A 26096-nucleotide genomic window follows, 5' to 3' on the forward strand; every position below is an offset into this window, starting at 1 on the left:
ATGGCGTGGGAGTCAGTCCCGGCGAAGTTGAGAAGTTCATGTTGACCCTCGTCACCTTCCTGAAGTCTCGTCGCCGTGTTTGGTCTCACCCAACAGGGATAGATAGGGATTGCCCGGAGGCGTTTCCGGGAAAAGCAGGCTCGAATTTTCCAGAAGGTATCCGTGCAGGCGGCGGGACTTTCTTGGCCCGGTGACTTCGCACGTCCAAATGTTCAGGCCATTGGGATGCTTGACGTGTAGTTGGAGCTTTTCAAAGCGCTTCTGCACCCACTGCCAATCCTGTTGCTGCTCTTGCCTGGCCAGTGCGTCCACTTGCGGATGCTCCTGCGCATAGCGTTGGAACACGCCTGGGCTGACGAGATAGGCGGTGCCGCTCACGGTATGCACGAGCGCCTTCGCGTCGTTGATGATGAGCCGGCGGGAAGCGATGGCCTGTTTCAGCCACGCCATGAAGTGCTCTCCGGATGACTGCCTTGTCCTGGGCGTCGGCGCTGGGGACGAACGCTGAGGGGCGGTCAAGGGTGGCGCGTCGGTACGCGCGGCAGACACCAGCTCAGAAAGTGCTTCAGCATCCTGCCGGGTCGCGGGTGAATCCCCCATGCCCACCATCGAAAGCATGTCTTCCATCGCGTCGGGCAGTGGCTCACCTTCCGCTGGAGGAGAGGAGTTACCTTTCTCCCATGGCGGAACCCCTTGCCCCTCCGAAGCGAACTGCGCGTCTGCCGGCGGAATGGCGGCGGGCACATTGGCCTCTTTGGCTGTGGCCGCCGCGTCGACCGACACCGTGCCGGTAAACGGCGCCGGCCTCTCGGTTGGCTCCCAGATCAGCGCGGTCGCGAGGCGCAACAGGGTGAACGAGTGGGACCAGCCGGTGGAACTGGTCACGGTCGCGCGCCAGATCGCCTTGCCGTCGGGGGTGGGCTGCAGCATGCCGTGATCCTGCAGGACGTTGAACACCGCAGTGTTGTTCGCGGGGATGCCATCGACGCCTTGGGACAACAGGTGCGCACGCAATTTGTCCGATACCGTCTTGCTCACCAGCCACAGCGTGTCCTCGGTGAGCCACCCATCGGAGGCTTCGGGCTGGTTCAGCTTCAGCTCTTCCTTGAGCAGGTAGCGCAGTCCGTTGACCAGCTTGCGTTGCAGCGAGTGCTTAGGCGCGGCCATAGCGCGCGCGGGATCGCCGCCCAACTCCTGAGCCACGGAAGCGCGGTCGGCCTGTACGACCAGCTCGCCCAGCACCCCGGCGTGCTCGTACTGACCGGCCAGGACGAAGAGCAGCGGCGACCACAGGGACGGATAGTCGCTGAGCCAGTCCAGGAGATCGCGGTCGAGCAGTTGCTGATAGAGCAAGCCGGTCGCAGCGCTGTGAAGCCGATATTCGCGATCCTCGCGGTAGCGGAATCGGTATGGCTGGCGCAGCGGGCCGTGCCACGGGTGCCAGGTGCTGCCGTCGGCAAGCTCGACGTGCATATCGACCGCCACCTTTCCGATGTCATGGAGCAGCGCGGCATAGGCGATGGCGGCGGTCCAGGCTTCGGACTGCGCCGCCTGATCTTCGGGGCTGGCGCCGATGGGCAGCAGATGGGACTGCCGCAGTTTCAGGCTGTAGGCGACGATTTCCAGGCCGTGGTCCAGCATGCCGCCAGGGTAAGCGTGATGATGCGCCTCGGAAGCCGGGAAAGCCTGGACCAGCTCGGCGTAGCGTTCCAGTGGCGCCCGATACAAGGTGGCGAATTGCCTGCGTGAGAGCGACGTGCGCTGCCAGATGTGCTCCAGCAGCTTCTGCCGGCGCGGGGTGGCCAGCAGCGAAGCGGCCGACTCGGGCCGCATCAACCCTTTCGGGAGGTCGGATGCGGGAGGTGGCGTCGCAGCGGTAGCGACCGCGGGCCGTTTTCGCTGGAACAGAGAGAGCATGCGGGTGTCCTGTCGCGGGCCGAGCGGGAGGCCTTTTTGCCTTTTCGGGATAGAGCCTTTCCCTTTGCAACCCATTCCCTTGCCATTTCGGCCCTTTACAGCCTTTGGGTATAGAGCGACGGGTCCTGATCGTCCACCGCCAATGCGGGTCGCGGCAGGGCCGGATTGATGCAGGAAGGCTGGCTGTTCACGCCCTACGATGAGCCAATTCTTGGACCGGGAGAGCGCCATGAGCCTTCACATTGACAGAGTAAGGAAATTTCCTTACCATGCAGGTATCGCAATCAGGAGAGCCGCCATGCCTGCCATTCACGAAGTCGCCACGTTGACCTCCAAGGGCCAGATCACGCTGCCCAAGCCCATCCGGCAGGCGCTGGGCGTTGATGCCGGCGGCAAGCTCGCGTTCGATCTGCGAGGCAGCGAAGTCGTCGTCACCCGTGTCGATGCCGAGCACGAGGACCCCGCCATCGGCGCGTTCCTGAGCCTGCTGGCCCGCGACATCGAAGCCGGCCGGAACGTCCAGGGCCTGCCCGAGGATCTGGCTCGCGTCATGCTGGAGCATGCTGGCCATGGTGTGGACCTGGACGAGGAGATCGACGGGAAAGTGGAACTCTGATGCAACGGCATGGCTGGACGCTGCTCTTCCACGACTGCGTGATCGAGCAGTTGCAGAAACTGCATGCGGCCGCGAGGCGCGCGCAGGAGAACGATCCGGCGGGCTTCGAGTCCAACGCCAACGTCAAGCTCTTCCGGGCCTTGAGCCAGTTGATGTTGGATGTGGTGCCAGGCGATCCGGCACGCGACGAGTACCGTCAGGGCAATACCTTGGGACCTGCCCACCGCCACTGGCGAAGGGCCAAGATCGGACGGCGGTTCCGGCTGTTCTTCCGGTACGACTCGAAGGCTAAGGTCATTGTGTACGCCTGGGTCAACGATGAACAGACCCTGCGGTCTTCGGGTAGCAAATCGGACCCGTATGTCGTGTTCGAGAAGATGCTCGGACGCGGGAACCCACCAGACGACTGGCACGCGCTGATACAGGCAAGCAAGCAGGATTGGAGCAAACTGGAATAGGCATTCCTCAGTAGCAGGAGACGACCATGAACACCACGACACGCATCAGCACCGCAGAACGCCTTGGCCGCACCTTGGGTCGCGGATGGCGTGCCTACGTGCGCGGCGAACGCCGGGCATCGAGCTGGTTGGTGTCCAAGGGGGTGCCGGCTGCCGGCGCCACCGCGCTCGTGTGGGTGGTCAAGCTGGTTGCGCTCGGGGTGCTGCTGTACACCACCTTCTGGCTGGCGGTGTTGCTACTGCTGGGCGTTGCGGCGGCATGGATGGCTGGCAATTCGGCTGGGGATGACGACCGCTGGGCGCAACAGGATGAACTGCGCAATGGCGAGGCGGGCTTTGGCCTGTATTCTTCCAATGGCCAGCGGCTCGACCCTCACGACCCGAACGATCCGTTCGATGACTGAGGTTTGGCCTGTCCGTCACAGAACCTTGCCGGCTACCTTGTTTACACCTGACCCGGCGCTATCACGCGCTTCCTTGGAGCCGACAGCAAGGTTCTGAGCAATCACCCCGGCCTTAACTCCGACCCACCCCAAGGCAGCGACCCAAAACGTCGGCAGGACCAAGAACATCGTGCCCGTGACGAACATCAGGAGCATGTCGCCGAAGGCGTTGTTCAGCCCCACCAGCGGGTCGAAGTTGGTGTGCGGCCGGTTCCAGCCAAAGCCCCACCCATAGAGCGCGTCAAGGATCGTCGAATCGATCCAGCGCGCAAGCTGAAACCAGAAGTCCGTGAAGAACAGCGCGAACTGCACGACGCTGACCGTGACCACCGTCTTCAGGTCATAGGTGCCGACGACCAGCACGAGCGGGATACAGATGACCAGTGCCATCTTGAGCAATGCAAGCACCATGGGCAGGGCCTGCCTCGCGACGTCCATGGCGGGAAACGCGGCAATCGCGCCGACTGCCATCCCAACATCGCCCGTAGCCCGCGTCACGATGTTCGGCAAGGTCTTGTCGATCTGGCCGCCGTAGTCCGTATAGACGCTGCCCTGATTCAACTTCTGCTGCCTCGGCGACGCGATGGTGCGGATCACCGAGTCGTCCACCTCGGCCCGGCTCAGGAACCCGGCCCAGCCCGCCAGGCGATTCAGCAGGCTCGGGTCCACCTGGCCCAGAAGCCGCGCCCGCAGGCCATTGCTGCCGTCAGCCCACCATTGCCTGCAGGTCGGGTAGCCACCGCCACTGGATACCTGGGCCAGCCCAGCGTCGCGATTGCTGTCATAGGGCCAGTCATCGCGCGGCGTGCTGGAACGGTACGTGTCGTAGTAGCCGTTCGTGTCGGTAAAGAACCGCGATCCGATCCAGGTCACGTCGTGCATCTGCTGCTCATCGAGCTGAGGACGCTGCATGAACAATTTGGCCCGTGCAGGCCCATAGCAATCCCGCGAGAAATCCGCTACTTCCTGAGCCAACACTGGGTCGTCAATGCGAGTCGCGTCGATCTCCATGCGCATCTGCCGCAGGTCCGTGCCGCACGGGATTGCCGCCACCGAAGCGCCGGTGACGGCGCGCGAGAGCGCGTGCATGAACGCCCACCACACCGGCACCTTCGCCGACTGGTTGTTGAGCGTGCTGAAAGATTGCGACCAGCCGGTATTCGAGGGCTGCGGCACACTGACCTGGCATTGCGCCGAGCGCGAGCTGTCGTACTGGATGGTGTTGAGGTCCACGTCGATGAACGGGATGCCCGCGAACATCACCACCACGATGGCGACAAAGACCCGGTTCTCGATGCGGGCGGCGCTCAACACGCCTTTATTGCCCTCGTCGGCGCCTTCTGCACGGGCCTTCAACCACTCCTGCACGATGATCGCCACGAAAGGCAGCGCGAAGACGCCGCTGGATACCAGCACGGCCCAGATGCCGTTGTTGACGATCCAGGACACCAGCGTCAGGTAGTACTCCAGGTAGTCGGTCGTGAACAGCGTCATGGCCCGAATTTCCTCTCAGCCCTGCATCAGCAGGCTGGCTTCCAGCGCCACGATGGCGACGACGCCCGCGATCTCGGTGCGCACCAGGCGGCGCCGCGCCTGGGCGTCGTCCTCACGTACCAGCAGCCGGCGGCGCATCCAGATCCACCCGTACACCGTCGCCCCGTATAGACACAGCCGCCACACGAAGAAGTAACCCGCGGCGGCGGCGAGCCACCGCTCCCAGCCGGCAACGCTGCTGACCAGATAGATGCCGGCGATGTTGGCCGCGACCGCGGCGGCAACGATCAGCACCGTCCACAGCAGCGCCTTCGCCGCGCGCCGGCTGAACAGCCAGCGCAAGGGGCGCCAGGTCATGCGCGCAGCGCTCATGGCCTGGCTCCTGGATTGCCCTTCTGCAACTGGTCGAGGCGGTCAGGCACCGGATCGCCCTCGTAGATGCCCCGCGAGCCAGCCGCGCGCGTGCCGTGGCGCTGGATGATGGCCATGGGCGAGTTGTTCGCCAGCTCGCGGCGCAGCTCAAGCTCGGTCTTGAGGTTGCGGATCTCCCGGTCGAGCGTGTCGCTCTCGTGGTTCACGGCCTCGACCGCGAGTTCGTTGGCTGCGACGTTGGGCTCCTTCTTGCCCGTGAGCAGCGTGCGCTGGAGCAGCAGTGCCTTCTCCAGCACCGACGACAGTGCCACCTCGGATGCGAGGCGCCGCGCCAGCAAGTCCTGGTCCGGCTCGTCGCGCAGCGCCTCGATCACGCCGCGCGTGATCGGCAGCGACGTGCTGCCAGCCTCACGCAGGTTCTCGAAGGTGGTATTGCGCGTGCCGGAAACCAGCTCCTGAAGGACCTCCAGCTTCGCCTCGTACTCTTCCTGGATCAGCGGCGTCAGCCCGACGCCGGGCACCGTCTCGGTCTTGGTGCAGGAGTCGCAGGTGCGCTGCACCTGCTCTCCGAGGACCCGCGTGGCCCATTCGGTCGCCTGCTGCGGCGACGTCCAGGTCTGGCAGGACAGGCTCGCACAACTGGCGGACGCGATGGAGGAGGTGTCTGTCACGCCGCGACCGTTGACCAAGTTGTAGCCCGCCCGCGTCACGTCGCCGACCACCCGGATGGCGGACTGGCCGGCGCCACCGGCATTGCTGCCGCCCACCCAGGGAACGCCGTCGTTGCCGCGGCGCGTCTCGGCCTGCTCGACGGCCGACACGGCATCGTTGCTGCCAACCGCGTCACGCAAGGCCATGCCCTCGGCCATCTGGCTCCAGCCAAGCTGCCCACCCGCCGTCTCAGCCATCTTCTCGGCCATGGCGCGACACGTCAGCTTCGAGCGGTCGAAATCCAGCCTTGCCTGCAGCACGCCGTTGGTCAACAGGTTATACAAGCCCGGATCGGCCCGCTGGATGATCAGCGCCGGCAGCGATGCGACCGCGCTGGTCGCGCTCTGGATCACGTTGCTCATGATCTGCTGGAATCCATTCGTGATCCCATTGAGCTGATTGCGCAGCGTGGTCTGGATGCTCATGTCGCCGCAGATCAGGTTGCTGTTCCAGCCCACACCGACGCCGATGGAGCGCATGCCGGCCGCGCGGCCCATGGACACGGCGCTGCCGCCACCGATCGAGTACATGACGTCATCGCCGATGACGGGGCCGCTGTTCTGGTATCCAACCTGCGCCCACGCCAGGCTGCAGACCAGGGCGAACGCGCCAGCCAGCGATGTCGGGCGCAACAGGCGGCACGCCCTGGTGGAGAGGTTCATCGGTTCAGGACGCTTCATCGTGGCACCTCAGAGGAAATCGACGCTGCCCAGAAACACCTGGCCACGGCGTTCGCAGCAGGCATAGGGCCGCCACAGCGCCCAGGCGTAATCGCCTTGCTGGGCCTGGGTCAGCGTGCCGCTGTGGGGGAAGACCACGCAGGTGTTCGACAGCCGAGGCGTCAGCTCTTGCCACTTCCCGGTGGAGGCATCGCCTTCGACCAGCGCGCCGGCGGGCCAGTAGCCGTCGCGGGCGTTGGCGAGCAGTGGCTGGTACACGTGCAACTGCCCGCGGCGCGTGACAACGTCGCCCGCACGCTGGGCGACCACGGCCCCGGATTTGTGGTCGTCGGTCTGGTGCAGGAAACCACCGCGGGGGTACACATTGCCCCAGAGGTTCAGGGTGGTGCGGGCGCCCACCTCACGCATTCCCGGAATCAAGGCCTCGGGATAGACCGACTCGGGCACGTTGTAGCGCCAAGCCAGCGTGTCCAGGGTGCTGAGCAGATACGGCATGAAGGCCGTGCCCGCGCCTTGGCAGAAGTAGCCGGAGGACGAGGCGAACTGGTTGAACACCTCGCCGCCAGGGTGTCCGATGACGTCACTGTTTTTGAATTTGGCGAGGTTGTTTTCGTGGTCTTCGTTGGTGGTGCCGTCGCCGCCCGCCTGGGCCGAGGCGTTCGGCATGCTCATCGCCCGCACTTCGACCCAGGGGTTCTCTCCGGTGTTGCTGTAACTGGAGACGACCGCATCGGGCACGTAGTGCCGGACCTTGGTGGATGTGCGCACCGTGCAGCCCGTCCAGGTGCAATACAGCCAGTAGCAGATGCCCACCACCCGGTACTCCAGGCAGTCCGGCGACATGACGGAGGACACGATGGTGGCGGTGTTCAGGGCGTAGCTGCCCGTGGCGCTGACCAGCAGCAGCGAGGCCACGGCGACGCGCAGGCGCCGCAGCAGGTCGAATGGGCGATGGGTCACGGCTGCGTCCTCCGGTGCTGCTCGATGCGGGACACGGCCCGGGCCACGTCAGGCTCGCCATAGACCACATAGCGTTGATCCACCACGACGGCCGGGATGGTTGTGACACCCAAACTCCATGCGTCGGTGAGGCCTTGATAGGCGGTGCCGATGCGGCGCTGAAGGTCGGTGCCCCCATGGTTCAGCCGTTGCCGGACGACGGATGCCGCTCGCTCGGGATCGGCTGGCAGATCCGCGGAAAGCTCAGCTTCGAGTCGGGATGCCTGGTCCAACTCGATCAGCTGCTCGCCACCCATGGTCCTGACCGGGTGACGGCTGTCGGTGATGATCACCACATCGGCGGCGAAGCTGGCCGGGCTGAACACGGCCAGGGAAGCCGGCAGCGCAACGGCCAGGCCAAGGGTTCGCCAGCCCGATGCGAACCTGGATGAAGATGCTGGCATGTCGAGCGCCCCCAAGAGTTGTCAAGGGCCATAGTCAAACGCCGAACGCCATGCGGCCCCAACAAACAATGCGCATCGCGGACTGCCCGCATACCTGCTTGTCTTGCGCCAATGAAAAGCGGAGGCCGAAGCCTCCGCGTGGATCAAGGAGCCGGTGCCATTGCTACAGCAGGCCGGATTCCGCAAAGGAGAACGGGGCACCCTGGCCGACGATGATGTGGTCCAGTACCCGCACATCGATGAGCGCCAGCGCGGCTTGCAGTTGCTGGGTCAGCATGCGATCCGCGCTGGACGGCTCGGAGACGCCCGAAGGATGCTGGTGGGCGAAGACCACCGCGGCGGCATTCAACTCCAGCACACGCTGCACGACGACACGCGGATAGACCGAAGTCGCGTTGATCGTGCCCCTGAACAGCGGCTCGTAGGCCAGCACCTGGTGCAGGCTGTCCAGGAACACAGCGGCGAATATCTCATTGGGCTCAGCGACCAGTTTCAGACGCAGGTAGTCCCGTACAGCGGCCGGTTGGCTGAGGCACGGTCCAGCTTTGAAGACCCGTCTCTCCAGCAGCACGATGGCTTGCTGGATGATCCAGTCCTCGTGTTGGGCAGCGATGGCGGAAAGCGACTCCAGGCAGGAGTCATTGACGGCGAAAGACATGGCGAACCTCCAGACGGTGAGATCGGAGGGCACTCGCCCTGGGAGGGCAAGCCCTCCTGGGGAACGAACAAGGTGCATCCATCACCGCGGCAGCGGTGATCGTTCGCGGCCAGGATGCGAGGCGAACGGGGTTGTGGTCAGCGCAGCGGACTGCGCCGTAGCCTTGAAGACCGGGGCTACCTGGGCATGTCGCCGACGACGTCGGCAGGCATTTCCGATGTGGGTGTGGCGGCGGGATCGCCGGCCGCGAGCATGTCCATGGCCGACAGCAAGGCATCGCCCTCGATCGGGCCCTGCAGCAGGATCGCCTTGCCGGTTTCGCGATCGTGCAGCCGCAGCGACGGCGTGGCGGTCACGCCGCTGTTCGTGGCTTCCGCAGTTTGGGTACGAATCGCCGCGTCGGGCCGCTCGCTCGCAATGCACTGTTCGATGGCTGGCGTCAGGGCGGGGTGGCGCAGGTCTTCGGGCAAGCCCTGGCCGTCGCTGTGTGTGTGGACATAGACCCACTCGACAGCCTGCCAGAAGGCGGGATGGCCGCCGGCTTCGCCCGCGCATTCCACCAAGCGCGCTTCGGCGGACGCGGCCGGCTCATGCGCGGCCAACGGCAGGTGGTGCCATTGCAAGGCCACGTCCGCATTGCCGGCCACCCAACGCTTGAGGACAGGGAAATAGGACCGGCAGAACGGGCATTCGAGGTCCGCGTAGAGCGTCAGCGTGAAACGACCTGCCGGGTTGCCCATCTGCCAAGGAGGCCCGGCCACCTGCGTCTCGCTGACAGGCGCCGAGGTTTGGGGCGTGGACTCGCCTGGCGAACGGGACACGAGCCAGATCAGCAGCAGCGCAACCAGCACTGCGCCTAACGCCCATGGCCAGCGGGCCCGCCAGCGCCGACGGCGGAACGCCTGGACCTGCATCGGAATGGATGAGCGTTTCTGTTCCATGGCGTTCTCCGGTGCACGGCAGATTCAGGGCAGGGCCAGGGCCGGCGACTCGATGCCGCGTGCCCGGTCGATCTTCTCGGCCACCTTGAAGGCGGCATCCAACTCGCTGACGCCGTGCTGCTGCATGAGCTGGTAGCGCTCGGCCTTCTCTTCGGGTTCGGTCTGCGCGAGCGCGAGATACAGGCTCGGCGGCACGGCGCGGAAGAGCACCTCCATGCTTTTGGAGAGGATGACGCCCTCGGTGAACTTGCCCGCTTCCTTGCGTGCCGAAAGCATCAGCGCCTTCTGCGCCGGCGAGAGTTCGCGGAATCGTGCGATCTTCTCCACCTCGTCCGGCGGCATCGACAGGCAGATCCACCACTCGATCATGTTGAGCATGGGCTCTGCGGCGCGCGGCAGATCGTCGATGTTTTGCGTCGCCAGCCAGAACCAGGCGCCCAACTTGCGCCACATTTTTGTAATTTTCACGACATACGGCGCGAGCAGCGGGTTCTTCGTGATGATGTGGCCTTCGTCGGTCACGTTGATGATCGGGCGGCCGAGATACTGGTCACGCTCCGCGATGTTGTTCACCGTGCTGATGAGGCTGATGTACGCGATCGAGAGCTGCGCGTTGTAGCCCTCACGGGCATAGGTCGCGAGATCCACCAGCGTGATGTCGGCCTCGGGCCACGGCGTGCCGTCGCGGTCGAACATCTCGCCGTCCGTGCCTTGGCAGAACATGTCCATCGCGTCCGCCATCTCCAGCAGCCGCACGCGCCGCATCTCGGGCAACGTCGGGTCCTGGCCGCGGGTGCGCAGCGCATTGCGCACGTCGCGCGTGAGCACCGTGCGCTTCTCGGCCACGCAGTGCTCGGCGGCGTCGAGGATGCACTGGCGGATCAGCGAGCGGTCGGCGCGCGTCATCCTGGCTTCCTCCTTGTCCTCGCCGCCAGTGATCATCAGCCGCGCCGTGATCTCCAGTTCGCCCAGCACGTCGCGCTGTTCGTCCGCCTCCATGGCTGAGGCATCGGGTGGCAGGTCTTCGTCCAGCGCATCGGCATCGAGCGTTTGCACATCGCTGGGCGTTTCGATCAGCCGGCGCGCGTCGGCGAACGGCGCTAGGCTGATGCCCGATCCGGGGGCCAGCTTGACCCGATTCACGGTCAGGCCCAGGCGCCTGGCGAAGTCGCTGAACAAGCCGAAGCTATTGCCGGCTTCCACGATGAAGAGGCGCGGCCGATAAATGGCCGTGACCTGGTTCAGCAGATTGTTGAGCGTGGCCGATTTGCCGGAACCCGTCGGGCCGAACAGGAACAGGTGGGCGTTCATCTGCCGGTCCAGGCGATTGAGCGGATCGAAGGTGATCGGCCCGCCGCCGCGGTTGAACATCGTGATGCCTGGATGCCCCGTACCCTGGGCACGGCCCCACACCGGCGACAGGTTTGCCGCGTGCTGGGCGAACATCAGTTGCGTGTACCACCGGCGCCGATCCTTGCCGGGGTTGTAGCAGCACGGCAGCCAGCGCAGGTAGCTGTTGAGCGGCGCCACCTCATCATCCTCTCGCACCGGCTGCAAACCAGCGTTGAGCATCACGTTCGCCAGGTCCAGGCCGCGCCGATCCAGTTCCGCCTCGTCGCGCCCGCGCAGGTAGAACGCCAGCGTGCCCCGGTAGAGCTTGTGCGCGCTGCCGATCAGCGAGCGGGCTTCATGCACGTCCTTGAGCGTCTGCTCCGACGCCAGCGTCTCGCCCACGGCCTTCTTCGCCAGGTGGTTCAGATCCGATTCCAGGACATCCTGGGGCGTGGCAACCATCGTGAGACAAAGCAAGGTGTCTTCCGGCATCTGGTCGAACAGCGTGTTGATCGCATCGCCCTTGCGGGTCTCGCCGGTTAGATGTCCCGTGCCGGGCGGCATGCGCAGCCGGTCGGTGATCAGCACACGGTGCGGCATGCCGTCGAAGTACCAGGTGCCGTGCTCCACGTCGGAGCGTGGCTGGCCGAAGAACAGCCGCTGGCTGAAATCCCGCCCGCTCGCCAGTTCGATCTCGCCGGCCTCAGTCTCGTCCGGGTAGCGCGCCAGTGCGTAGAAGCGCTCCCGGTCCTCTGTACTGGGCCCGAGCATCGCGGGGCGCGGATTGAGCCACCGCAGCAGCCAGTCGTGGACGTCGGCTGCGACCATGCGCCGTGCCTGGATGCCGGCGTTCGCCAGCCCGCCACACAGGCGGTCGCAGACGATGTTCAGCATCTGCTCGGGCGTCTGGCCGCGGCGGCTTGCCTGCCCGGTGGCACGTCGATAGACCACCATGCGCACGCGCCGCGTCTGCCCGCGCCAGCGCAGCCGCGTGACCACCGTGTCCTCGAACAGGCCGCCGGGCTTGGCCACCGCACGCAGATGGTGGCCGAAGAAGCGCAGGTAGAACTCGGTGAACGCTGTCCCGCGGGCACGTGGCTGCACGTAGTCACGCAGGGTCTGCATGTACTGGTCGAAACTCGGCTCGTCCTGGGCATAGAGCTGGAGCACCCAGGGGTTCTCGTCCAGCTCATCGAAGCTGTCCTGCAGCGCGTTTTCCAGGGCGTCGCGGGCGTGGGCAAGCCAGCCCGGTTCCCGGCCCTCGGTCCCCAGCGGCACCAGCTCGAAGAAGGCCGCCACCGATTGGCCGTCCTCCAGCAACATGGACCTTGACTCGGGCAAGAACTCGACCCAGGGCAGCAGTTCCACGAAGGACGGTGCGACCTCGTACAGCGCCTGCTCGTCGGCCTCCGTCGCCGGTTTGCGGCCCCGGACTGCCGAGCCGGGTTCGGGGATGCCGGCTTGGCGCAAGGCCTCAATGTGGCGCTGCCAGCCGTCCGGCTGCTCGTCATCACCAGCGCCGGATGCGGCCAGCTTCAGCGCGGCCGGCTTAGGCCAGGGAAGTTTCCAGCGCATCAGTAGTCCTCCACGCGCTCACCCGGCATCGCGTACTGAATGCGCTGGTACAGCGGGAAGACGGTCGTGTAGCCGGGCACCGGCACGGGATCGGTGCCGGCCAGGTGCGGGTACACGTACATCACGAGATCGGGATTGGGCAGGCGCTGGAACTGGCGATGGACCTCGTTGCGCGCGGTGCGCGTGTAGCGCATCTGCTCGGCAGGTGCGGCCTGCATATCGGCGTCGGTCAGCGGCCGACGCAGGCTCTGGCGCGCATCGAGCAGTTGGCCGCCGGCGTTCCGTCCGGCTGCGCCACCGCCGTCCCCGGCCTCCTGCTGCCAGATGTCCATCATCGTGCGGTCACCGTGGGTCAGCAGCTTTTCCTTGCTGGTGGCGCAGCCGGCGAGCGCCGCGACGGCGAGGACCAGCGCCAGGCCACGGGCCAAGCTATTCAAGTTCGAGAGCATGGCTTTCTCCTGTGCGGTGATCGACCTTGCGGCCTTCGGGATCGAAGTCGATGGCGAGCGGCTTTTCGAGGTGGACGGCGACCTTCGCGCCGGGCTGGACATAGACGGCGGCGAACGCTTGGCCGTAGAGCTTGTTGACCCAGGCCGACATGTCCCGCACGCCGCCCGCCAGAATCTGGCCGACCGCCTCCTGGCCGCTGATGCCCACGGTGCCGATGGAGCCGTCCGAGCCGACATACGACATGCGGCCGCTGTCGCTCTCGATGAGCGAGGCCACGCCGGCACCGGCCGCCGTGATCAGGGCCTGCGAGCCGAGGTACTGCTGGGCGTTGCTGCGCCGCTCGCCGCTGACGCAAGGAATGCCGTGGGGATCGCTGATCCAGCCCAAGCCATCGCGCTGCTGGTTGTTCTGCTGGTTTCCTTCGCGGTCTTCGGGGATCGTGCGAATCGTGCCGTCGTTGAAGACGAACGTGATGCTGCGCACCTGGCCGCGCACGCAAGAAAGCGTCCAGTCGCCCGAGGCGGTGCCGCTGAACACGGCGCCGGCCACATCGGGAATGTCGATGCCGTTCGCCGTGAGGTTGTCCGGCCCCACCAGCACCTTGAAGGGGTACGGGTCGTTGACGGTGCCGTCGATCGGCACACGCCCGATCAGCGCTGTCATCGCCACCGAGCCCATGAGCGTGGAGTTCGTGGGGACGGTATAGACGGGCTTTGCGGTCTTGACGCCCGCGGCGCGTGCCCCGGCGTTCGCCACGGTTTCCGCCGTGGTTTGCAACGTGCTCTGCTCGGGGCCGAAGCTCGTCGGGAAGCTCATGCCGCCAGCCGTGCCGCGCCCCCTGTTGCGTCCCTCGGCAGGCTTCGCGTCATCCGGTTCAACCCAGCGCATGCCGCCTTCCATCCCGGCCTCGTCGCCCCCCTGCAGCCCCAGGCCCACGGGCAGATCGGCATGGCTGCCACCGCGCCCACCAATGCTGTCCAGGCGCCGCTGTAGGTCGGCGAGTAGCCCTTCGGTCTGCTGGCGCGTGCTGGCCGCCTGCTCCTGGTCGCGCCGCAGGTTGGAGCGCTCGGACTCCAGCGCAGAGTTGATGCGCTGGTCGATCGAGTTCTCGCGCTGACGCAGGCGCTGGTTCTCTTCGCGCTGGGACTTGTTGTCCGAGAGCGCCGTCTGAAGCTCGGTGCGCAACTGCTTCACTTGGGCGACGAGCGTGGCCACGGTGTCGCGCGGGGTATCGCCTTCGATGCCCAACGCCTTCATTTCTTCTGGCGTGAGCTGGGCGCCGGCATCGCTAGCGGGCGGCGCCGACGTGCTTCCACCCGAGAACAGGCGGATGCCGACGAACAGCACCAGGATGGCGACGGGGATCATCAGCCACTTCAGGAGTCCGTTACTGCGCATGATCGGCCTCCTTGCGTTCGGTGGCTTCGGCTTCTGGCTGCGGCAGATGCACGGCTGGGTCGAAGCGGTGAATGGCCGGCAGCAGCGACTGCGCCAAGCCGTGCCCGCGCGTCACCAGGTACAGGACGGTCGTGTCCTCGGGCACGCCGTGCGGCCCGAGCGCCTCATGCTGGAAGGTCGCCGTCAGGAAATCGCCCTGCAGCACACGCGGATCAAGCGTGACCCAGCCGGCGCTGGTATTGGTCAGGCGCACGGCCGTCACCCATTGGTCTTCCAGACGCCACGACGCGAGCGCGAGTGCGCGCACGGGCAATGTCGGCATCAGCGTGCCGAGGTCCATGTCGCGGCGCAGGTTGATGCGCATGACGCCCGGCAGTGGCTCCACGGTGCGCAGCGGCGCGTAAAGGCTCTGCGCGGCGAAGCGGGTCAGCACCACGGGGATGGGGGTTTCGCGCCGCGCCGGCCGCGCACCCGACTGGTCCTGGGCGCGCGCCGGGGCCTCGGCACCGTTGGACTGATCGCCATAGCGAGCCGGAGTGCTGCTGTCCTCGACGATGCGCACCGGCTCCAGTTCGGCTTCGCCGTCCTTGGGCGCCTCGGCCGCAATGTCCAGCAGGATCAGCGCGCCGGTGTCGGCGTCCTGCAATTGCAGCCGCGTGGGCTCGATTGGCTCGCTGGCGCGCAGGTACACCGCGCCGCCTGCGCTCTGTACGCGCAGGCGTTCGCCCACGCCCGCAGGCACTCCGACGCGGACGTTGCGGTCGATGAACACGATCCGCTCCTGGCCGACCTTCAGCGGCACCGCCAACGGCATGCGTTCCCAGCGCAGGATCTCCACCGCCTGAGCGGCGGGGAACGCAGCCACGGCCAGCAGCCCCAGCAGCATGAGTACAGGGTGCTTCATGGGGTATTTCCTCCTTGAGGCGCGTGCGGAGACAGACCGCCGGATGCCGGGCGCGTCGGTTCCGGGGTGCTGATGCGCTGGGGCGTGCCGTCGTAGCAGTCGAGCGCCAGGCCGAAGGGGTTGCGTGCGGGGTCGATGTCCACCTTGGTGACTTTCACCGGGTAGCGCACCAGGGCGCGCTTTACCTGCTCCGCGCCGTAGTACTCGTCCGCCGTGATGTCCAGCGTCACCACCCAGTCGCGATCGGAGACCGTGCGCACGCGCGCCGTAGGGTCGTCGCCGTAGCCGCGGCCGGGGATTTCGTAGATGCCGCGCACGCGCTGGCGCAGCTCGCCCGTGCTGCGGCGGTAGTCGTAGTCCGCGCGCAGGAAGGCCTGGCAGGACGGCGTGAGGTACGGCGAGAGCGTGTGGAGGTTGCGGGCATAGTCCTCCTCGCCATTCGTGGGCCAACGGTTGAGGGTCTGGAACACGTAGAACGTGAACGCATAGACCGATTCGGGCGGCACCTCCCACCATTTCCGGGTGCTGCCGGAGCGCAGGTCGGGCGGGACATGGATGGTCAGATCGCGTGGCGCGCTCCACCAGCCGCCGCCCATCACGAGGGCGACGATGACCAGCGCGCCGGCACCCAGGCGAAGCGTCTTGATGTGCGCCTGCAGGTGAGCGATCTCGTTCTTGAAGCGGCTCATCGCGCACCCCTTGAAGCAGACCTGCGGGTGGTCCAGAAGCCGGAGCGCGAGATCAGCACATGGCCGCCCACCCAGCCCGCCATCAGCGGATGGCGCGTGGCGATGCGCCATTGCAGTTGCCGGTACAGCCAGGTGTCGGGGCGCCCGCGCTTCAGGCGCCGCAGGATGCCGCCGCCGATGAACACGCCCAGCGCCACGCCCAGCACAACGAACGTCGGCGCCAGCGCGATCGTGCGGAACATCCAGGACAACGGCGCGCCGACCAGCAGGCCGGCGGCGCCGGACAAGCCGCAGCAGATCCACAGCTCGTCGGCGGTGAGGCCGCGCACGACAACGGGGTGGCGGTTGAGCCGATGCGGAAGGAACGTCACGGTCCCGTCCGCACGGACGTGCTGCTGCTCGGACATACCGACCTCACTTACAGGATGCCGGTGGCTTCGGTGAGCAGCCAGATGCCGATCACGAGCAGCACGGCGCCGATGGCGACCGTGAGGCCGAACTGGCCCCACGTCTTGCGGCCGGTGTGGATCTCCGCGTAGGTGCCGTAGGCGTGGTAGCAGACGCCGATAAACATCGACGCCACCACCAGCAGGGCCACAAGCATGATGATGTCGTAGCCGTAGTTGCGGATCGTCTCCATGATGCCGTTGCCGGTGCCGCGCGTCGGGTTCTCCAACTGCGGCAGACCTTGCGCGAACGACAGCGCCGGCAGCGCGGTGGCGCCCAGGGCCACGGCGGCCCGCTGGGCGAGACGGGAAGTGAGGATGCGGTTTGGCATGGTCAGGCCTTTCAGGTCAGGAGAGGAGGAAGAAGGTCAGGACGAGGTACATCGCGACGAAGCGGATGCAGACACCGAGGAACTGGCGCTGGTTGAGGCGGCTCTCGGACCACCCCACGTAGGCCGTTCGGATGGCCCAGACGCCCCACACGAGCAGGACCGCGAACACGACGCCGACCAGGACGGTCGCCATCGCGGAAGGCGCGATGCCGCTGTTGGCTTGAAATGCCGAGACCTGTGCGCCGTTCATGGCTTGCCCTCCGCAGTCGTCGCCGGCAGCGGCTCGGACGCCCGCTCGGTGCGGTAGTCGCCGGCCAGTTCGGAGGGGTCGCGCGGCTGGGCGCGCGACGGTGTGAGATGGGCTCGGATGCCAGCGCGCACGCGCGCCAGGTCAGCCAACAGCCTCGGGTAGTCGAAGTGGTAGCGCTCGCCCGGCGTGATGGGGGTATGCGCGGCGCTGTCCGCGACGGTGCGCTCCAGCGCGTCGAGCTGGCGCAGCGCGGCGATCAGTTCCTGGCGCTGCGCCGGGGACTCGGCCAACGCCATCGGGGACTGCCCCAGCACGAGGGCCGTCACGAGAAAATTGGGCACGCCGCGATGCGCGGCGCGCAGCCAGATCGAAGCCACCATCGCGCCATTCCTGTGTGATCAGCAATGGGTTGATCGTGGAGATCAGGGCTGTTTTAGGCCGCAAACAATAGGAACCTGCGGATGACCGGATTGATGGCTTAGAGGTACTTTTTGAAGCTGCCCGCGGTCAGGCTCACCGCGAGTCCCAGCAAGGCCGCGCTGGGCAGCAGAATCACCAGCGGATGCACCGAAATCGGCAGCGCGAGGTAGGTGACCCACGGCAGCACGGCTAGCGGCATCAACGAGGCTTTCGCACGGTGGTAGATGAAGCCCGATTCGCGGCCCGCGCCGAACCGGCGCACGTCGCGCCGCACCAGCCCGTCGATCAAGCCGACGAAGGCCGCGGTAAGGATCAGCGGTAGCGTGAGCACCAGGACCAGCAGGCGCACCAGGAACGTGAGCGTCGTGAAGGCTGCGGCGATCAGGTAGCTCTCGGCCCAGACATAGACCTGGCTGATGTAGTAGCGGAAGTTGCGCACGCCGTCCTGGCTCTTGCCCTGGCTGGGCGCACGGGCGCGCTCTGCGGTCTGGCTCGTGCGCTCCAGCAAGCCTGAGCGCACGAACACCCATTCGTAGCCGGTATCCACCAGTTGGTGTGCTGTACGCCCTGGCTCCTGCACGACCACGCTGCGCGTGAAGTGGTTCGACAGGTGCCCCAGCTCGTACTGCAGCATCTGCTGGGAATGCCGCCAGCCTTGATCCTTCCAGAACAAGTGCATGCCGACGCACTCCACCACGATCGAGAACAGCAGCGAGCCGATCAGCACCCCGAGCAGCCGGAACGGCAAGGTGATGGTGCCGACGATCAGGCCCTGGCGCTGGTTCTGCTCCCGTTGCGCGGTTGAGGCGGCATCCTTCATGGCGATGCCTCGTTGCCTGCGCTGTCCTCGGCGCCGGTGACCACCGCGCCAGGCTCGGCCGGAGCGGCGTCATCCAGCAGATCGTCGGGCAAGGACGCATCCTGCAAGGCCGGGGAACTGGTGAACTCCCACCACTGCGTGGCCTCGCTGTAGCTCCGGCGCATGTACCCCGCGAGTTGCTGCAAGTCCGCCGGCATCACTTCGTCCGGGTCCGGCGCCGGCAGCGGCATGCGCACCTTCCAAAGCTGGCCGCCCTGCAGCAGCGCGAAGCATTGGCCTTTGGGCAGGCCGACGACATGCGACGGCTCGATCATCGGTACGCTGGTGCTGCTGATCCGGTCCTGCGTGTTCGACGTGAAATCCGTCGCCCCACGGATGTCCGAGCTGTCGGTGGCGCCCGAGACGATGGTGGTCGTATAGACCTCGACCTTCGGCAACTGCCGGGTCAGCAGTTCGGCCGTGGCGGTCTCCCTGACCCTGAGCATGAACAGGTTGTTGAAATTTCCGATCACCTGGCCGGCCTTGGCCCGGTTGCCGATGCGGGCCTCGATGTCCGAGAGGGTCTGCGTGTACGCGGTAACCTGTAGCCCGGCACCACCGCCCTTGTTGATCAGCGGCACGAATTCGTCACCCATGAGTTCATTGAATTCGTCCGCATGGACATTGATCGGCACGCGCGCGCCGGCCGATGCACCCGGCAGGCCGTCGTCGATCCCGTGCTTGTAGATGTGGCCGGCGACCGACACGAGATCGCTGAACATCGAGTTGCCGACTGCGGCGGCGACCTCGGCGTCGGAGAGCGCATCCAGGCCCACATAGACGATGGCGCGCTTTCGGATGACCTGCATCCAATCGAAGATCGGACGTGGGTCGGCCAGGTCGGAGTAGTTCGGTGCCAGAAGCTGGGCGATCTTGCCGCTCGTGAGCTTCTCCAGCAGCGGCAGCAGCGATGCGACGATCTTGTCGAAATAGGTCTTGTCGTAGCGGACGGCACTGCGCAAGCCGTCGAGCACCGGGTCGTAGTTGCGCGCCTGGGAGAGGTACTGCTCCAGCGCCACGACGCGCTTCTCGCGCCCGATCATGTTCCTGGGGATGTTCTTCTCGTTGAGCTTGGCCTCGATCTGGACGATCACCTCCCAGGCCTTGGGCTCCGTCTTGGCGAAATAGTGCTGGGCGTACTCGATGAACAGCGCGTCGATGTTGATGACGTGCCGCTGGATCAGCATGTAGTCCGGGCGCTGCCCCAGTTCCACCAGGGCGCGAGCGATGATGTTCACGAAGCGCCATGCGAACTCTCGGAACGCCGCGCTGTTACCTTCGCCGGAGAGTTGCCCCGCCACCCGGGTCGCCACTTCGCTGATGCGGCCGAAGCGGCCCACCGCGTTGTAGCGCGCCGAAATGTCCGGCCAGCCCAAGTGGAAGACGTAGAACTCGCCTTCACGGCCCGCGCGCTGGGCCTCGACGTACATTCGCTTGAGCAGGTCCGCGTCCCCCTTGGGGTCGATGACGATCACGACCTCGTGCTCGCCGGCGGCGTTCCTGCGGCGGATGTCTTGGGTCACGAACAACTCGGCCAGCCGCGTCTTGCCCACCCGCGTGGTGCCCAGCACCAGCGAATGCCCGACGCGCTCGCCCAGCGGCAGGCTGACGTCCACCTCGTCGGGTTCGATGCCGTGCAGGCGCGGCAGGCCGCCGACAGGCGGCAACGGGCGCACGGGGTTGAAAGGCACGTCCCAGCCCGTGAGCGAGGGCAGCCGGGACAGCGGGAACGGCGCGAACTCCATCCGTTCCTCCAGGCGCCTGGCCAGCCGGTAGGCCGGCGTCGGCTCGACGTAGCGGCGGAATTCCGGCCGGTACGTCTGCATCAGTCTATGGGTGTGCTTCTGCTCCCACAGAAAGCCGCGGCCCACGAACAAGCGCTGCTGGCTGACCGGCACGTCCTTGCTGGTCATCACGTAGAGCGGCAGACGGCGGATGTTGCACCGGTAGCGCAGGATGACGCGGGCATCGCGGTAGCGGATCGCGCCGTAGGCACCGAATGCCAAGGCGCTGCCGACGCCCATCGAAGGGCTCAGCGCGAGCGACCATGGGGCCACCAGGCACAGAAACGCGGCGCCGGCACACGCCGCGACGGTGTATAGCTCCACCGCTGGGCGTAGCAGAACCTCGACCGGCTGTTTGCCCGACATGGCTTCATTGCTCGATGCCGGTGGCCGTGATCAGCGCCGGATAGTGCCGCAGGCCCAGGCGATCGGCCAGGTCGTCGCCGGCCACGGGCGCGAGCGGCACGCCCGGCACCAGGGCGCGCAGCCGCGCCAGGCCCTGCGCGGTCTCGACGTTGACCACCAGGCCGACCGCGCCACGTTCGCGCAAAGCGGCGGCGCGGCGCTGCAACCAGGCCCGGGAAGCCTCGTCGTCGCCGATGACCACGAACGGCCGCAGGCCGGGCGCTTCAATCACACGCCGCGCGACGGTGCCAGGCGTGAGCTTGGCGCTGCGCACCGGCAGCATCGCGGCTTCGTCCGCCGGTGTGGCAGGAAGCTGGGGCGTCGGGATGGACGGCCGCGCCGGTGCGTTGGCGCGCGGCTGGAGATTCAGGGCTTCGTAGTACGGCAATGCCGACGTGCCGCCACGGTCCTCGACAACGATCAGTGGCTCGCCGGCACGCGAGGCCAGCGGCAGGCCTGACAGCAGCATGAGTAGGCCCGTGAACGCGAGATGGGCGGGATGGGGTTTCGTCATGGGGAGGTCTCCTGGCGCGCCGCGAGGACCGCGGCGGCTGGTCGCGTGCCCTGCACGCGGGCAAGGTGGCGCGACACGCTGCGCCGATAGCGGGCGGCGGGCTCGCCGCCTGCGGGGCGGTGGTAGCGGCCGATCGCCAGCAGCCAGTCCTCGCCGGGGGTGTGCTGCTCCTTCAGGATCTCGGCGGCAACGGCCAGGTTGCGATACGGATCCAGCAGGTCGCACGCGCCGGTAAAGCGGTGCTTGTGGTAGCCGAGGTTGATCTGGCCCAGGCCCGCATCAATGCGCGTGTGCGGCGTGGCGCGCATCGCCTGCTGCAGGCCAGCGCAGGCGTCGGCGCGCGTGGCGAAGCGGCGCGACTGGCCGGCGACGTTGAGGGACCACGGCCACGGCACCAGGCGCCCGTTGCGCCGGATGCCGCTCTCCTGCAAGGCCACGGCGTAGAGCACGGTCGAGGGGATGCCTGCGCGCTGGGCGGCAAGCTGGTAAGCCGGTGGCGGAACCTCCTGGGCCAGGGCGGCAACGGCATACAGGCCGGCAGTGAGCACCAGTGCGCGCAGGGGCATGGCTACGGCTGGCGCTGCCATTGGCCGTTCACTTCGCGCACGGCGGCGGGCAGATCGCCGGGCAGGCCCAGCGACAGCCAGCGGCCGCCGTCGTGGTTGAGCGTGATGCTGCCGGCGCGCACGCGCGCCGGGTCGATCTGCGCGCGCTTGGCCCAGTCGCGGATGCGCGCGTCATCCTGGCGGCTGCCCACCATGTACAGGTCGAACTCCGCGCCCGAGGATTGCAGGCGCTGCACGAGCTGCCCGCAGGCTGCGCAGCCGTCCTTGACGAACACCGCCATGCGGCCGCTGCCGCGCAAGGGACTGCTGGATGTGCCGGCGCCCGGCTTGTCATCGGGCAGGTTCACGCGCTGCATCCCCGGATTCAGGCGCTGCCAGGCCTCGTCGTAGGCGCGCTGGTAGGCGAGCAGCTTCTCGACGCGGCGCGCTTCCACCTGCACCTGCAGTTCCGCATAGCGGCGCCGTTCTTCGTCCGTGCGAGCTTCGATGCCCAGGGCGGACAGCGGGTCCAGGTTGGGCGAGTAGATACCCAGCGGCCCATCCATCAGCTCGCGGTAGCGTGCCCATTCTTGTGGCTGCAAGCCCCATTCGGTTGCCACCCGGTCGTCCAGCACGCGGGCGGCCAGCGGGCGCTCCTGGCTCTGTGCGTTGCGCGCCGGGGTCGTTGCGGGCTGCTGCGCCCAGGCGGGCCATTGCGACGACGCCACCAGGACCGCGAAAAGGAGGATCGACGGCTTCATGGGGTGCTCCGGTCAGGGAATCGCCACGCGGCGGGTCTGGTTGCCGGCCTGGAACACTGCGGTGTTGCCCTCGATCGCCTGCAGGCGCCACGGGCCGACCGCATCCCCGGGCAGCAGCACCTGAAGTTGGGCGGGCGTGAAGTCCCCGGTGCTCGGCGCGACGGACACGCTGCGCTGGCCGGCGCGCAGTTCGGCGCCGACGACGCGGAATGACAGCGGCGGCAGCTCGGTCTTGGAGGCGGCGGACGTGCGCGATGCGCGCCGCTGGGCGGGTGCGGTGGCACGTGCGGCGGCTTGGCGCGCCTTGATCTGCTCGACCTCCGCGCGCAGCGCCTGGAGGTCGTCGGCCGCTGCGTAGCCACTGAGAGATTTCTCGACCTGGGCCGCGCGTGCTTCCAGAATCTGGCGGGTGTCTTTGAGGTCAGCGTCCGTCGCGACGGCCGGGCGCTGCTGGATGGCCTCGATCGTCTCGGCCAAGCCAGTTGCCTGCGCTTCCAGGCGTTGCAGGCGGGAATCCAGCCGCTCCTGGTCGGCCTGGTCGCTGAGGGCCTGGTAGCCCAGGGCCACCAAGACGCTGAGGAAGATCAACCAGAGCCACATCAGGCTCTGCACCACTACGGCGGCGGTCGATCGCTGGGCAGGTTGCGGGGCGTTCATGGCTGGCCTCCCGAAACCATGGGTGCCAGCGGGAACGTCTGCACCGCCTCGGTGGCGGGTGGCTCGGATGGGGACTCGGCGACCGCGCGATCGCCGGGCCGCTCGAAGCAGATTTGCCGTGCGCGGTCATCCGCGTGCAGTTCCCAGGCCGGGCCAGCCAGCGTGAGCAGCGCATCGCGCAAGGTCATGGGGCCGAGGTGCAGGTGTGCCGCCGGCAACGGCAGCGCGTACAGCTCGATCACGGCATGCGCGGTCTGGCACAGGCCATAGCCGCTGCGTTTGAGCACGTGCCGAAGCCCATCCCCGACCGTGGCGCGGGCATCCTCGGGCATGGACACGTCGATGGTCTGCAACAACAGGTCGCGCTGCGCCGCCATGGGTGCCAGTTCGACCAGTGTGTAGCGGGCGTAGCGCACGACCGGGATGTACTCGGAAGCCTCGGGTTCAGGCGCGGCCAAGACTTCCGCGATGGTGTCGGGCGCGACCGGCGCAGTCGTCGTCGCGCAGCCACCGGCCAGCACCGACCACAGCAGGCCGAGAAATCCCGCCAGAAGGCGGCGTTCGGGATAGTGAAACCACGGTGGAGAGGGGCACATAGCTCGGCGTCCTGAAACATCGAGCCCTCACCATCGCCGCTCAGGCCGCGAGCGGCAGCAAACAATGCGAACCAGGCAGCGTCCGATTTACCGGGAGCGGCAGAAAAAACGGCCCCGAAGGGCCGTAAGTGGAACGTGTCATGCGGCGACAAGCTGCCGGGCCAGTGCGACCTCGACGGAATCACCGTCCTGGTTCAGGACATCGAGCCCGGATTCGGGCACGTCGCCCGAGGTGGACTGCGAGACCATGATCTTCTTGGCCATCAGCTCCAGGCAGGTCATCTGCGAGGAACCGGCGTAGCCGAGGTAGATCACACGCACGGGCTGCTTCTGCCCGATGCGCCAGGAGCGGCGTGCCGCCTGCTGGAGCGAGTACACGTTGTAGCCCGACTGCATGAACACGATCGTCGGGAACTCCAACAGGTCCAGCCCCGTCTTGACCAACTCGGGGTTGGTGATGAGCACGTCGATGCCACGGTCCAGTTGCTCGGCGATCCAGTCTTCGCGGCGGCTGGCATCCACGCTCGCGCGCAGCACCGCCACCTTGAAGCCTTCCTGCTCCAGCAACACCTTCAGGCGCGACGTGGTGTCGCGCGTGCCGGTATAGACCGTGTAGGCAAGGACCTTGCGGCCCTGCGCCTTCTCCTCTTTGCAGATGTCGATCAGCTCGCGCTCTTTCGGCGTCACCTCGAACTCGTTGAACTGAGCCGGGACAAACGCCAGGGTGTTGCGCGTGCGCGGATGCACCACGGTCTCCGACCGGAAGCAGCAATCCGGCCAGGCCAGCAGCACGTTGAGGACCACGCCCAGCAAGGTCGTATCGCGTCGCGCCAGAGCCTGTTTCAGCTCCGCGGTCAGCCGACCCGCCAGGTCGCGGTAGGCCGCGGCTTGCGCCGTGTCCATCGCGACTTCGCGGAACTCCTCGTCATACGGCGGCAGGACGTTGCCGCCGATGTCCTTGAGCTTGAGGAAGATCGTGAACGGCAGGATGCAGCGCAAGACGCCCTTGGGGCCGAAGCCCGGGGCCTTGACCGTGCGCACCGATACCTTGGTGCCCTTGGCCGTCTTGTGCGCCGTGCCGGTGCTCTCGGAGTAGATGTCCTTCAACACCCCGTGATCGCGCATGAACGCCATCGCAGCCGAGGTCATGCTGCCGCTCGTGGTCGGGCGGTAGCCGTCTTCGATCATCCGCCCCGGAAGGGCTCGGAACAGCAGGTGAAAAAGATCATCACCGTAGCCGCCCATCAGCGTGCCAGTCAGCAGCAAGGTCTTGCGAGCCTTCGCCGCCAGCACGCCCATGGCCTGCCCCTGGGCACTGCCCCCGTTCTTGTACTCATGCGCTTCATCAGCGATGAGCAGGTCGAACGTACCTTGCGGCAAGTACCTCTTGATGAACTCCGAGGGTTGATAACCGCCCTCGCCAAAGCCGAACTCCATGTTGGCCATCGCACGTTCCATGCGCGTGGCCTGACGGTCAGAAAACACCAGCTCGCCGTTGCCATCCATCAAGTTGATGAACTCGTGGATGTTGTCGCCCAGCATCGAGGCCAGGAAGCCGTCGCCGAACTTCTGCATCAGCTTCTGCGCGGTGACTTCCCCGATGGTCGGGATGCGCTTCAAGGCTTTGAGCACGGCCGAGGACTGGTCGCTGCCGGACAGGCTGCGCGGGCGGATCAGCGTCCACAGGGGCGCGGCGCAATGGCTGCACTTCCTGCGGTACTCCTCGGCTTGGAGCGCAACCGGGTTGACCGGCTCGCCGTCGAGGTCGGTGATGACCGTGCCGCAGTCCGGGCAAGCCGCCACGTCGCCGTGGCGGGTGCGCCGCTGGGTGAAGACGGGCTTCCAGTGGAAACCCATCCGCATCCTGACGCGCCCCAGGACGAAGAACTCCTGGCCCGTGGGCTGCACACCCAACTGCTCACGCAGCTTGATGAGTTTGACGAGCGTATCCGGCCCATTGAGCACCCATACCTTGGCGCTGGCCACCGTCTCCTGGATCTCCCGCCGCCACTTGTAAACCAGGTGCGGTGGCGACAGGACCAGAGTGCGGCGGTAGCCTTCGGCGTTGAGCACGGCGGCCGCGGCGATGCCGACGGTTGTCTTACCGCAGCCCATCTCGCCATTGACGATCGCGGCGCGTTCGCCACGGTCGATCAGCAGCTCGGCGGCGGCGTGGACGACTTCGGCCTGGGCTGGGAACAGCTTGCGCTTGAGGCTGGCGACGACGAGTTGCCGGTGCGCCTGCGGTTGGCCGGTATAGACCGGCGGGTTCGCGCTGTTGAGGGCGTCGAGCAGTTCGTCGCCGAACTCGCCGACGAAATCCTGAAGGCTCAGGGTCAGAGGGGAAGATTCCGCGTCGAGCAGTTCGCCCTGGACGGGCGCGGCTTCTGCGGAATTGGTTTCGAGATCGAGGGACATGGTGATGCTCCAAAGAAAAATGGGGCATGCACCACCCCCAGCGGGGCAGTGGCATGCCCCGTGGTGGG

At 66.7% G+C, this 26096-nt stretch carries 28 protein-coding genes; 3 read left to right on the top strand and 25 right to left on the bottom strand.

The window, feature by feature from the left end; translation table 11 throughout:
* Window positions 1-51: 51 nt before the first annotated feature.
* Window positions 52-1917, bottom strand: a complete 1866-nt coding sequence (gene mobH / locus N5K27_RS10720; RefSeq protein WP_023087285.1) for a MobH family relaxase — start codon at window positions 1915-1917, stop codon at window positions 52-54.
* A gap of 298 nt (window positions 1918-2215) precedes the next feature.
* Between mobH and N5K27_RS10725 the strand changes: the two genes are divergently transcribed.
* Genes N5K27_RS10725 through N5K27_RS10735 form a run of 3 tightly spaced genes read left to right on the top strand, consistent with a single transcriptional unit; the run spans window position 2216 to window position 3395 of the window.
* Window positions 2216-2533, top strand: a complete 318-nt coding sequence (locus tag N5K27_RS10725; protein ID WP_213155049.1) for a type II toxin-antitoxin system PrlF family antitoxin — start codon at window positions 2216-2218, stop codon at window positions 2531-2533.
* Entirely contained in the window at window positions 2533-2991 is a 459-nt protein-coding gene (locus N5K27_RS10730; RefSeq protein ID WP_009518525.1) for a type II toxin-antitoxin system YhaV family toxin, read from the top strand. The genes N5K27_RS10725 and N5K27_RS10730 overlap by 1 nt, the downstream gene beginning before the upstream one ends.
* Before the next feature lie 26 nt (window positions 2992-3017).
* Window positions 3018-3395 (top strand): DUF3742 family protein, encoded by a 378-nt coding sequence (locus N5K27_RS10735; RefSeq protein ID WP_213155048.1) that lies wholly within the window; start codon window positions 3018-3020, stop codon window positions 3393-3395.
* A 15-nt stretch (window positions 3396-3410) separates the two neighbouring features.
* On the opposite strand, the gene N5K27_RS10740 is transcribed toward N5K27_RS10735, so the two are convergent.
* The 24 genes from N5K27_RS10740 to N5K27_RS10855 form a co-directional block, all read right to left on the bottom strand.
* Entirely contained in the window at window positions 3411-4928 is a 1518-nt protein-coding gene (locus N5K27_RS10740; protein WP_213155047.1) for a conjugal transfer protein TraG N-terminal domain-containing protein, read from the bottom strand.
* A 15-nt stretch (window positions 4929-4943) separates the two neighbouring features.
* On the bottom strand, window positions 4944-5300 hold the full coding sequence (locus N5K27_RS10745; protein WP_213155046.1) for a hypothetical protein: 357 nt from the start codon (window positions 5298-5300) through the stop codon (window positions 4944-4946).
* The gene (locus N5K27_RS10750) at window positions 5297-6691 is read right to left on the bottom strand and encodes an integrating conjugative element protein (RefSeq protein ID WP_213155045.1); all 1395 of its coding nucleotides are present in this window, start codon (window positions 6689-6691) and stop codon (window positions 5297-5299) included. The genes N5K27_RS10745 and N5K27_RS10750 overlap by 4 nt, the downstream gene beginning before the upstream one ends.
* Before the next feature lie 9 nt (window positions 6692-6700).
* Complete coding sequence (locus N5K27_RS10755) at window positions 6701-7651, bottom strand: TIGR03756 family integrating conjugative element protein (RefSeq protein WP_213155044.1); 951 nt, start codon at window positions 7649-7651, stop codon at window positions 6701-6703.
* The gene (locus tag N5K27_RS10760) at window positions 7648-8094 is read right to left on the bottom strand and encodes a TIGR03757 family integrating conjugative element protein (RefSeq protein ID WP_279816334.1); all 447 of its coding nucleotides are present in this window, start codon (window positions 8092-8094) and stop codon (window positions 7648-7650) included. The genes N5K27_RS10755 and N5K27_RS10760 overlap by 4 nt, the downstream gene beginning before the upstream one ends.
* A gap of 163 nt (window positions 8095-8257) precedes the next feature.
* Window positions 8258-8752: a JAB domain-containing protein gene (locus N5K27_RS10765; protein ID WP_003050103.1), complete on the bottom strand. Its 495-nt coding sequence runs from the start codon at window positions 8750-8752 to the stop codon at window positions 8258-8260.
* A gap of 176 nt (window positions 8753-8928) precedes the next feature.
* On the bottom strand, window positions 8929-9693 hold the full coding sequence (locus N5K27_RS10770) for a thioredoxin domain-containing protein (RefSeq protein ID WP_003050104.1): 765 nt from the start codon (window positions 9691-9693) through the stop codon (window positions 8929-8931).
* Between the two features lie 24 nt (window positions 9694-9717).
* Window positions 9718-12600: a conjugative transfer ATPase gene (locus N5K27_RS10775; RefSeq protein ID WP_003050106.1), complete on the bottom strand. Its 2883-nt coding sequence runs from the start codon at window positions 12598-12600 to the stop codon at window positions 9718-9720.
* Window positions 12600-13049 carry a TIGR03751 family conjugal transfer lipoprotein gene (locus N5K27_RS10780; RefSeq protein WP_003050109.1) on the bottom strand — a complete coding sequence of 150 codons (450 nt, stop codon included), beginning with the start codon at window positions 13047-13049 and terminating at the stop codon, window positions 12600-12602. The genes N5K27_RS10775 and N5K27_RS10780 overlap by 1 nt, the downstream gene beginning before the upstream one ends.
* Window positions 13030-14448, bottom strand: a complete 1419-nt coding sequence (locus N5K27_RS10785) for a TIGR03752 family integrating conjugative element protein (RefSeq protein ID WP_013520786.1) — start codon at window positions 14446-14448, stop codon at window positions 13030-13032. The genes N5K27_RS10780 and N5K27_RS10785 overlap by 20 nt, the downstream gene beginning before the upstream one ends.
* Window positions 14438-15352 (bottom strand): TIGR03749 family integrating conjugative element protein, encoded by a 915-nt coding sequence (locus N5K27_RS10790; protein WP_013520785.1) that lies wholly within the window; start codon window positions 15350-15352, stop codon window positions 14438-14440. The genes N5K27_RS10785 and N5K27_RS10790 overlap by 11 nt, the downstream gene beginning before the upstream one ends.
* Entirely contained in the window at window positions 15349-16041 is a 693-nt protein-coding gene (locus N5K27_RS10795; RefSeq protein ID WP_013520784.1) for a PFL_4703 family integrating conjugative element protein, read from the bottom strand. Before N5K27_RS10795 ends, N5K27_RS10790 begins: the two co-directional genes overlap by 4 nt.
* The gene (locus N5K27_RS10800; RefSeq protein WP_013520783.1) at window positions 16038-16448 is read right to left on the bottom strand and encodes a TIGR03750 family conjugal transfer protein; all 411 of its coding nucleotides are present in this window, start codon (window positions 16446-16448) and stop codon (window positions 16038-16040) included. The genes N5K27_RS10795 and N5K27_RS10800 overlap by 4 nt, the downstream gene beginning before the upstream one ends.
* Window positions 16449-16459: 11 nt before the next feature.
* Window positions 16460-16819, bottom strand: coding sequence for a TIGR03745 family integrating conjugative element membrane protein (locus tag N5K27_RS10805; RefSeq protein WP_013520782.1), 360 nt, complete (start codon window positions 16817-16819; stop codon window positions 16460-16462).
* Between the two features lie 16 nt (window positions 16820-16835).
* Entirely contained in the window at window positions 16836-17069 is a 234-nt protein-coding gene (locus N5K27_RS10810) for a TIGR03758 family integrating conjugative element protein (protein WP_013520781.1), read from the bottom strand.
* Window positions 17066-17449, bottom strand: coding sequence for an RAQPRD family integrative conjugative element protein (locus tag N5K27_RS10815; RefSeq protein WP_013520780.1), 384 nt, complete (start codon window positions 17447-17449; stop codon window positions 17066-17068). Before N5K27_RS10815 ends, N5K27_RS10810 begins: the two co-directional genes overlap by 4 nt.
* A gap of 98 nt (window positions 17450-17547) precedes the next feature.
* Window positions 17548-18309 (bottom strand): TIGR03747 family integrating conjugative element membrane protein, encoded by a 762-nt coding sequence (locus N5K27_RS10820; protein ID WP_013520779.1) that lies wholly within the window; start codon window positions 18307-18309, stop codon window positions 17548-17550.
* Window positions 18306-20498: a type IV conjugative transfer system coupling protein TraD gene (traD, locus tag N5K27_RS10825; RefSeq protein ID WP_279816352.1), complete on the bottom strand. Its 2193-nt coding sequence runs from the start codon at window positions 20496-20498 to the stop codon at window positions 18306-18308. The genes N5K27_RS10820 and traD overlap by 4 nt, the downstream gene beginning before the upstream one ends.
* A gap of 4 nt (window positions 20499-20502) precedes the next feature.
* Window positions 20503-21051 (bottom strand): integrating conjugative element protein, encoded by a 549-nt coding sequence (locus tag N5K27_RS10830; protein ID WP_023657329.1) that lies wholly within the window; start codon window positions 21049-21051, stop codon window positions 20503-20505.
* Window positions 21048-21638, bottom strand: a complete 591-nt coding sequence (locus N5K27_RS10835) for a transglycosylase SLT domain-containing protein (RefSeq protein ID WP_003109780.1) — start codon at window positions 21636-21638, stop codon at window positions 21048-21050. The genes N5K27_RS10830 and N5K27_RS10835 overlap by 4 nt, the downstream gene beginning before the upstream one ends.
* Window positions 21620-22357 carry a TIGR03759 family integrating conjugative element protein gene (locus tag N5K27_RS10840; RefSeq protein WP_003050292.1) on the bottom strand — a complete coding sequence of 246 codons (738 nt, stop codon included), beginning with the start codon at window positions 22355-22357 and terminating at the stop codon, window positions 21620-21622. The genes N5K27_RS10835 and N5K27_RS10840 overlap by 19 nt, the downstream gene beginning before the upstream one ends.
* Before the next feature lie 12 nt (window positions 22358-22369).
* Window positions 22370-23014: a hypothetical protein gene (locus N5K27_RS10845; RefSeq protein WP_213155038.1), complete on the bottom strand. Its 645-nt coding sequence runs from the start codon at window positions 23012-23014 to the stop codon at window positions 22370-22372.
* A complete protein-coding gene (locus tag N5K27_RS10850) occupies window positions 23011-23610 on the bottom strand; it encodes a PilL N-terminal domain-containing protein (RefSeq protein ID WP_213155037.1) in 600 nt (199 codons plus the stop codon). Before N5K27_RS10850 ends, N5K27_RS10845 begins: the two co-directional genes overlap by 4 nt.
* Before the next feature lie 138 nt (window positions 23611-23748).
* The gene (locus tag N5K27_RS10855) at window positions 23749-26028 is read right to left on the bottom strand and encodes a helicase-related protein (RefSeq protein WP_213155036.1); all 2280 of its coding nucleotides are present in this window, start codon (window positions 26026-26028) and stop codon (window positions 23749-23751) included.
* Between the last annotated feature and the right edge of the window lie 68 nt (window positions 26029-26096).

This window comes from Pigmentiphaga sp. GD03639 (assembly GCF_029845405.1).
GTDB classification, from domain to species: domain Bacteria; phylum Pseudomonadota; class Gammaproteobacteria; order Burkholderiales; family Burkholderiaceae_B; genus Pigmentiphaga; species Pigmentiphaga daeguensis.

Excerpts from the sequence above, each read along its gene's own strand:
- N5K27_RS10745 (WP_213155046.1), bottom strand. The coding sequence starts at position 5,300 with ATGAGCGCTGCGCGCATGACCTGGCGCCCCTTGCGCTGGCTGTTCAGC.
- N5K27_RS10785 (WP_013520786.1), bottom strand. The coding sequence starts at position 14,448 with ATGCGCAGTAACGGACTCCTGAAGTGGCTGATGATCCCCGTCGCCATC.
- N5K27_RS10800 (WP_013520783.1), bottom strand. The coding sequence starts at position 16,448 with ATGTCCGAGCAGCAGCACGTCCGTGCGGACGGGACCGTGACGTTCCTT.
- traD (WP_279816352.1), bottom strand. The coding sequence starts at position 20,498 with ATGTCGGGCAAACAGCCGGTCGAGGTTCTGCTACGCCCAGCGGTGGAG.
- N5K27_RS10830 (WP_023657329.1), bottom strand. The coding sequence starts at position 21,051 with ATGACGAAACCCCATCCCGCCCATCTCGCGTTCACGGGCCTACTCATG.
- N5K27_RS10740 (WP_213155047.1), bottom strand. The coding sequence starts at position 4,928 with ATGACGCTGTTCACGACCGACTACCTGGAGTACTACCTGACGCTGGTG.
- N5K27_RS10730 (WP_009518525.1), top strand. The coding sequence starts at position 2,533 with ATGCAACGGCATGGCTGGACGCTGCTCTTCCACGACTGCGTGATCGAG.
- N5K27_RS10735 (WP_213155048.1), top strand. The coding sequence starts at position 3,018 with ATGAACACCACGACACGCATCAGCACCGCAGAACGCCTTGGCCGCACC.
- N5K27_RS10760 (WP_279816334.1), bottom strand. The coding sequence starts at position 8,094 with ATGCCAGCATCTTCATCCAGGTTCGCATCGGGCTGGCGAACCCTTGGC.
- N5K27_RS10810 (WP_013520781.1), bottom strand. The coding sequence starts at position 17,069 with ATGAACGGCGCACAGGTCTCGGCATTTCAAGCCAACAGCGGCATCGCG.
- N5K27_RS10820 (WP_013520779.1), bottom strand. The coding sequence starts at position 18,309 with ATGAAGGATGCCGCCTCAACCGCGCAACGGGAGCAGAACCAGCGCCAG.
- N5K27_RS10765 (WP_003050103.1), bottom strand. The coding sequence starts at position 8,752 with ATGTCTTTCGCCGTCAATGACTCCTGCCTGGAGTCGCTTTCCGCCATC.
- N5K27_RS10805 (WP_013520782.1), bottom strand. The coding sequence starts at position 16,819 with ATGCCAAACCGCATCCTCACTTCCCGTCTCGCCCAGCGGGCCGCCGTG.
- N5K27_RS10845 (WP_213155038.1), bottom strand. The coding sequence starts at position 23,014 with ATGAACGCCCCGCAACCTGCCCAGCGATCGACCGCCGCCGTAGTGGTG.
- N5K27_RS10835 (WP_003109780.1), bottom strand. The coding sequence starts at position 21,638 with ATGGCAGCGCCAGCCGTAGCCATGCCCCTGCGCGCACTGGTGCTCACT.
- N5K27_RS10790 (WP_013520785.1), bottom strand. The coding sequence starts at position 15,352 with ATGAAGCACCCTGTACTCATGCTGCTGGGGCTGCTGGCCGTGGCTGCG.
- N5K27_RS10780 (WP_003050109.1), bottom strand. The coding sequence starts at position 13,049 with ATGCTCTCGAACTTGAATAGCTTGGCCCGTGGCCTGGCGCTGGTCCTC.
- N5K27_RS10770 (WP_003050104.1), bottom strand. The coding sequence starts at position 9,693 with ATGGAACAGAAACGCTCATCCATTCCGATGCAGGTCCAGGCGTTCCGC.
- N5K27_RS10750 (WP_213155045.1), bottom strand. The coding sequence starts at position 6,691 with ATGAAGCGTCCTGAACCGATGAACCTCTCCACCAGGGCGTGCCGCCTG.
- mobH (WP_023087285.1), bottom strand. The coding sequence starts at position 1,917 with ATGCTCTCTCTGTTCCAGCGAAAACGGCCCGCGGTCGCTACCGCTGCG.
- N5K27_RS10815 (WP_013520780.1), bottom strand. The coding sequence starts at position 17,449 with ATGGTGGCTTCGATCTGGCTGCGCGCCGCGCATCGCGGCGTGCCCAAT.
- N5K27_RS10775 (WP_003050106.1), bottom strand. The coding sequence starts at position 12,600 with ATGCGCTGGAAACTTCCCTGGCCTAAGCCGGCCGCGCTGAAGCTGGCC.
- N5K27_RS10850 (WP_213155037.1), bottom strand. The coding sequence starts at position 23,610 with ATGTGCCCCTCTCCACCGTGGTTTCACTATCCCGAACGCCGCCTTCTG.
- N5K27_RS10855 (WP_213155036.1), bottom strand. The coding sequence starts at position 26,028 with ATGTCCCTCGATCTCGAAACCAATTCCGCAGAAGCCGCGCCCGTCCAG.
- N5K27_RS10840 (WP_003050292.1), bottom strand. The coding sequence starts at position 22,357 with ATGAAGCCGTCGATCCTCCTTTTCGCGGTCCTGGTGGCGTCGTCGCAA.
- N5K27_RS10795 (WP_013520784.1), bottom strand. The coding sequence starts at position 16,041 with ATGAGCCGCTTCAAGAACGAGATCGCTCACCTGCAGGCGCACATCAAG.
- N5K27_RS10725 (WP_213155049.1), top strand. The coding sequence starts at position 2,216 with ATGCCTGCCATTCACGAAGTCGCCACGTTGACCTCCAAGGGCCAGATC.